General features: G+C 70.4%; 6 protein-coding genes and 1 pseudogene. 4 read left to right on the top strand and 3 right to left on the bottom strand.

Annotated features, from left to right (window positions below; genetic code table 11):
- Positions 1–147: 147 nt before the first annotated feature.
- Complete coding sequence (locus tag G6028_RS16350; protein WP_182617832.1) at positions 148–738, bottom strand: flavin reductase family protein; 591 nt, start codon at positions 736–738, stop codon at positions 148–150.
- 114 nt (positions 739–852) lie between these two features.
- On the opposite strand from G6028_RS16350, the gene G6028_RS16345 reads away from it, so the two are divergent.
- From G6028_RS16345 to G6028_RS17820, 3 genes and pseudogenes are all read left to right on the top strand, one after another.
- Positions 853–2,340, top strand: coding sequence for a WS/DGAT domain-containing protein (locus G6028_RS16345; RefSeq protein WP_241730838.1), 1,488 nt, complete (start codon positions 853–855; stop codon positions 2,338–2,340).
- 157 nt (positions 2,341–2,497) lie between these two features.
- Positions 2,498–2,818, top strand: a pseudogene (locus tag G6028_RS17825) (wax ester/triacylglycerol synthase domain-containing protein); the annotation flags it as partial.
- A gap of 251 nt (positions 2,819–3,069) precedes the next feature.
- Positions 3,070–3,858, top strand: a complete 789-nt coding sequence (locus tag G6028_RS17820) for a WS/DGAT domain-containing protein (RefSeq protein WP_338404260.1) — start codon at positions 3,070–3,072, stop codon at positions 3,856–3,858.
- Positions 3,859–3,923: 65 nt separating this feature from the next.
- Here the strand turns inward: G6028_RS17820 and G6028_RS16335 are convergent, their stop codons facing one another.
- Together G6028_RS16335 and G6028_RS16330 are read right to left on the bottom strand one after the other, a co-directional pair.
- Complete coding sequence (locus G6028_RS16335) at positions 3,924–4,541, bottom strand: mycothiol transferase (RefSeq protein WP_182617835.1); 618 nt, start codon at positions 4,539–4,541, stop codon at positions 3,924–3,926.
- 101 nt (positions 4,542–4,642) lie between these two features.
- Entirely contained in the window at positions 4,643–5,134 is a 492-nt protein-coding gene (locus G6028_RS16330; protein ID WP_241730839.1) for a DinB family protein, read from the bottom strand.
- A gap of 219 nt (positions 5,135–5,353) precedes the next feature.
- Here G6028_RS16330 and G6028_RS16325 point away from each other — a divergent pair.
- A partial coding sequence (locus G6028_RS16325) for a helix-turn-helix transcriptional regulator (RefSeq protein WP_182659497.1) occupies positions 5,354–5,574 on the top strand: 221 nt, incomplete at its 3' end.

Genomic DNA, 5,574 nt, shown 5'->3' with positions numbered 1-5,574 from the left:
AGCGCGCACCGATGCGCACGCAAGACGCCGTGGCGGCGGGCGGCTACCGAGGAGTCGCACAGGCGCGCGAGCGAGACGTCAGGCGCGGGAGCGCCTGCAGGTCGCCGCGAACCGAGGGCCGGGGCTGGCGGCGGGTCTCGACTCCGCCTACTTCCTCGGCCTGGGCAGCTCCCTCGTCCGCGGCGCCAGTCCCCACTGGTGGCGGCCCAGCCGGGAGGGCGGGAGCAGTGCGTCGAAGTCGGGGAGCCCGTCGTCCGCCAGGACATCACCGGAGATCGCCACGCTCACTACGCGGCCCAGGAGCATCGCACTGGTGCCGAGGTCGATCACGTCATGGCGCACGCACTCGAACGCGATCGGCGCCTCGGCCACCCGCGGCGCCGACACCACCTCGGAGGGCTCGGCGGTCAGGCCGGAGAGGACGAACTCGTCGACCTCCGGGCCGACCGGGGCCGAGGTGGCGTTGATGAGCTCCATCAGCGACTCGGTGCCGATGTTCACCACGAACTCCCCGGTCTCGACCACGTTGCGGTACGTGTCCTTGCGGCCGATCGAGGTGACCGAGAGGATCGCGGGGTCGGCGCAGGCCACGGTGAAGAACGAATACGGCGCGAGGTTCGACACCCCGTCGGCGGAGACGCTCGAGACCCAGGCGATGGGCCGGGGAGTGACCGATGCCGTGAGCAGGGCGTACAAACCCTTGGCCGGGGGATCGTCCGGTGTGTGGATGGTGCGCATCTCGCCATTGTCCCGCCGTCTCGGGGGGAGTGACGTGATCCCGGTCACAGCTGCTCTAGCCTGGGGCGGCGAGCACATGACGGTGAGCGGGGCGGGCGAGAGGGGCCGGGGACGATGACGGAGACGAGAGTCCGGATTCCACTGCGGGACCAGCTGTGGCTGATGATGGACCGCCCGGACAATCTCATGTACATCAACTCGGTGATGTGGTTCGCCGAGGTCCCCGACTGGGACGCGGTCTCCGAGGCGATCGCGTCGCGGATGGTCGAACCCCACCCGGTGTTCCGCCGGGTCCCGGTGCGACGGGGCCGACGGTGGTACTGGCAGGACGATCCCGACTTCGACATCTCCCGCCATCTGGTCCGACGGCGCCTTCCCTCGCCGGGCGGGCGCGCCGAGGCGGAGGCGCACGTCGCCGAGCAGATGGGGCTGCAACTCCCCGACGACCGCCCCATCTGGCGCGCCGAGTTCATCGAGGGCTACCACGGTCACGGTGGCGACCGGGAGGGGGCGCTCCTGCTGTTCCGCGTCCAGCACGGGATGGTCGACGGGATCCGTTTGACCCAGCTGGTCCTGGGGTTGTGCGACCGCGACGACGACGACCCGCTGCCCAACGTGGGTCGGGAGCTGTCCTCATCGGGCGGCGGTGTCCTGGGCGCGGTGGGCCAGGCCGGGGCAGGGCTGGCCAAGGACACGCTCGGCATCGCCCGCGGCCTCGCGGGCGCCACGATCAGATTCCCCGTGACGATGGCGCGACTGACCAGGGACGTGGTGGCCCCGGGCGGGGAGCTGTCCCGGGTGCCCACGCGTGTCGTGGAATCCCTCGCCGACACCATCGATCCCACCAACATGACGACCAACACCTACCGCTCGGTTTTCCGCCTGCTGTTCGAGCCCCGTTCCCCCGAGCTGTCGTGGAGTGGCCACGCCCACGCCCGGAAGAAGGTCTCCTGGGTCACCGGGGTGGACCTCGCGGCCGTCAAGAGGGTGGCGGCGGAGCACGACACCACCGTCACCTCGGTGATGATCGCCGCGGTGTCCAAGGCGCTCACCCGGTACCTCGACGCCCGCGGTGACCGACGGGTCTCCGACATCAACCTCATGGTGCCGGTCTCGCTGACACCGAGCACCGACGACCTCCCGGAGGAGCTGGGCAACCACATCACTCTCATCCTCATGCGCCTGCCGCTGGGGATCGACGACGCGGACGAACTCATCGAGGCCATCACCACGTCCATGACCCGGGTGCGCTACTCGTTCGAGCCACACATCACCTTCGCCACCATGCTCGGCGTGGCCGTCACCCCCACCGCGGTGCAGCACGCGGTGGTCGACCTGTTCGCCAACAAGACCGTCGGCCAGCTCACCTCGGTACCCGGTCCGGTCTCCGAGGTGCGGCTCGCGGGAACCCCGGTCGAGGGCATGCTCGGCTGGGTGCCGATGAGTGGCGACCAGGCGCTCGGGATCTGCATCTTCAGCTATGACGGCACGGTGTCCGTGGGGATCGCCACCGATGCCGAGCTCGTGCCGGACCCGGGCCGGGTCGCCGAGATGATCGAGGGTCAGTTCGCGACCTTCGACGGCTGGGAGGCCCCGGCCTGAGGGCTGCCGCCGCCGCGCCTCTCCTCACCAGGCCGGCAAGTGGTCCTCGATAGGCGTGGGGAACAGGGAGAACCCCCGTGATGTCGGTCACACCTGTTCTAGCCTGGAGTGGAGCGCAGATGGCTCGGTGGTCGATCGCGGCTGGGGGGTCGAGACGATGGGGGAGAGGACGAGGGTCAGGATTCCGCTGCGGGATCAGTTGTGGTTGCACATGGACCGCCCCGACAACCTCATGTACATCACGTCGTTGGTGTGGTTCTCGGAGATCCCCGACTGGGACGCGGTCTCCGAGGCGATCGCGTCGCGGATGGTCGAACCCCACCCGGTGTTCCGCCGGGTCCCGGTTCGCGAGGGCAGGCGGTGGTACTGGGAGGACGATCCCGACTTCGACCTCTCCCACCACCTGATCCGCGGGCGGCTCCCCGCGCCGGGCGGGCGGGCCGAGGCCGAGGCGTACGTCTCCGAGCAGATGAGCATCCAGCTCCCTGACGACCGCCCCTTGTGGCGGGCCGAGTTCCTCGAGGGGCTACCACGGCCACGGCCACGAGGCCGGGCGGGAGGCCGGGCGGGAGGGTGCGCTGGTCCTGTTCCGGGTCCAGCACGCGATGGTCGACGGCGTCCGGCTGACCCAGTTGGTCCTGGGTCTGCGCGACACCCCGTGACGATGGCGCGACTGACCAGGGCCGTGGTGGCCCCGGGCCGCGGGGTCACCAGGGTGCCACGCGCGTCGTGGAATCCCTGGCCGACACCATCGACCCCACCAACAGGACGACCAACACCTACCGTGCGACCTTCCGGCTGCTGTTCGAACCCAGATCGCCGGAGCTGTCGTGGAGTGGCCACGCCCACGCCCGGAAGAAGGTCTCCTGGATCGCCGGGCTGGACCTCGCGGCGATCAAGAGGGTGGCGAAGGCGCACGACACCACGGTCACCACCGTGATGCTCGCGGCGGTGTCCAGGGCGCTCACCGAGTACCTCGACACCCACGGCGATCGTCGGGTCTCGGACATCAATCTCATGGTGCCGATGTCCATCGAGCCGGTGGCTGACGAACTGCCGGAGGAACTGGGCAACCACCTCACGATCATCCTCATGCGCCTGCCGCTGGGGATCGACGACGCCGACGAGCTCATCGACGCGATCGCCACATCCATGTCCCGGGTGCGCTACTCGTTCGAACCACACGTCAACTTCGCCACCATGCTCGGCGTCGCGGTCACTCCCGGCCCGGTGGCGCGCGCGGTGGTCGACCTGCTCGCCAACAAGACCGTCGGCCAGCTCACGTCGGTCCCCGGGCCGGTCTCCACGGTGCGGATCGCCGGCACTCCTGTCGAGGGGATACTCGGCTGGGTTCCGATGAGCGGCGACCAGGCCTTCGGAATCTGCATCTTCAGCTACAACGGCAAGGTCTCGGTGGGCATCGCCACCGACGCGGGACTCGTGCCCGACCCGGGCGAAGTCGCCGGGATGATCGAGGACAAGTTCGCGACGTTCGCCGGATGGGACGAGGAGGACTGACCCGCGGTCACGCCGCGTGGCCGGTCCGTCCCCGCGCCCACCCGACTCACCACGTCGGCGCCGACTCACCACGCCGGCGCCGGGACCTCCGGGTGGGCGGCGAACCAGGCACCGATGTAGGACATGTCGATGCCCTGGTCCTCCGCGATCAGGTCGTACATCGTGCGCCCGTCGAGCGCCTCGCGCAGGAGGTCGGCGTGCCCGCTGTGCCGGTTGATCTCGGTCAGCACGTGCTGTGCGACCCAGCGGCCGTTGAACGGTGCCAGGTCCGACGGGAACCACGGCATCTCGGTGGGGACGGGGACCCGCGCGTCCAGGTCGGCGGCTCGGAGATGGGCGAGTCCCGCGGCGCACCGACGGTCGTACTCGGCGAGGACCTCCTCGGCGGTCGCGTCGGGATCGACCCGGTTGACGGCCTCGGCCCACTCGAAGGTCTCCGGCAGCGAGCGTCCCGTCTCCAGGGGGTCGGGCGCGGCGGCCGCCCGGCCCAGCCAGTCCTCGGCCACTTGACCGATGTGCAGGATCAGCCAGCCGAGCGTCAGCTCACTCGACGGGACCGGACGCGCCCGCAGTTGGTCGCCGGTGAGGCCGTGGACGATCGAGCGGGCGTTGACGAGAGCGTCGTCGATCCATTCGAGCAGGGTGTCGCGCTCGGTGGTGTGGGTGGCGGCGAACAGTGGCATGGCGAACTCCTCGGTGGTGGGTCGGGGATGGTGTGGTGTCGGCGGATGCCGACGGGTCGTCCGGGTCAGACGGGTCAGACGGGTCAGACGGGTCGACCGGATCAATGGGTGTGGGCGTACAGGTCGCGGAGCAGGCACAGCTCCGCGCCGTGGTGGATGACCTCGCGGTGGATGTGCAGGACGAGGGTGGCCATGGGGGCGGCGGACCAGTGGCCCTCGGCCTCCCCGACGGGCGCGGCGAGGGCGTCGTCGTCGAGCCCCCGGACCCCCTCCATCCAGCCCGCGTAGGTGCGGTCGAGCTGGGCGAGTCTGCCCACGGCGTCACCGGCGAACTCGTGGGTCATGTAATCGTGGGGCGGTCCGCCGAAGTGGTCGTGCCACCGGGCCCCGAGCACTCCCACGACCACGTGGCCGATCCGCCACGCGATGGTCGTCAGCGGTGCGGGCCGCGGTTCGGGATAGGCGAAGTCGATCGTGAAGTCGCCGCTCCCGGCCTGCACCTCCGCGGAACCGGTGCCCCGGGGGCGCACGCCCCAGGTCCGATCATCGGGTGCGGGGGAGAAGTGGTACTCGGCGTCGGTCAGTCCCTCCAGGCGAGGCCGGAGGTGGCCGGTCTAGTGGTATTCGAGTTGATCGGCGAGCTGGTCGGTCCAGTCGATGGTGCGGGCTGTGGTCATGGTGGTCTCCCGGTGGTGGGGGCGGTCGGCCGACGGTCGGGCGGCTCTCTCGCGGTCCGACAGCAGACTCTCAGGTGATCAGGACAGATCTGGTCCTCTGCCGGTGCGAGAGTGGACGACGTGACCGAGGACAAGATGCCCACGACCCAGCGGGTGCTGGGGCTGCTCGACCTGCTGCAGCGGCGCACCGTGTGGACCGGGCCCGAACTCGCGGCCGAGCTCGGGGTCACCACCCGCTCGGTGCGGCGGGACGTGGACCGACTGCGCGACCTGGGCTACCCGGTCGAGTCCGAACGCGGCGCGGGCGGGGGGTACCGGCTGGGATCGGGCCGGCGGCTGCCGCCGTTGCTGCTGGA

It is taken from the genome of Dietzia cercidiphylli (genome assembly GCF_014145145.1).
Lineage (GTDB): Bacteria > Actinomycetota > Actinomycetes > Mycobacteriales > Mycobacteriaceae > Dietzia > Dietzia natronolimnaea.
The sequence above is the reverse complement of the archived record's forward strand: the minus strand, read 5'-3'. Positions and strand labels throughout refer to the sequence as shown.

Excerpts from the sequence above, each read along its gene's own strand:
- G6028_RS16335 (WP_182617835.1), bottom strand. The coding sequence starts at position 4,541 with ATGCCACTGTTCGCCGCCACCCACACCACCGAGCGCGACACCCTGCTC.
- G6028_RS16345 (WP_241730838.1), top strand. The coding sequence starts at position 853 with ATGACGGAGACGAGAGTCCGGATTCCACTGCGGGACCAGCTGTGGCTG.
- G6028_RS16350 (WP_182617832.1), bottom strand. The coding sequence starts at position 738 with ATGCGCACCATCCACACACCGGACGATCCCCCGGCCAAGGGTTTGTAC.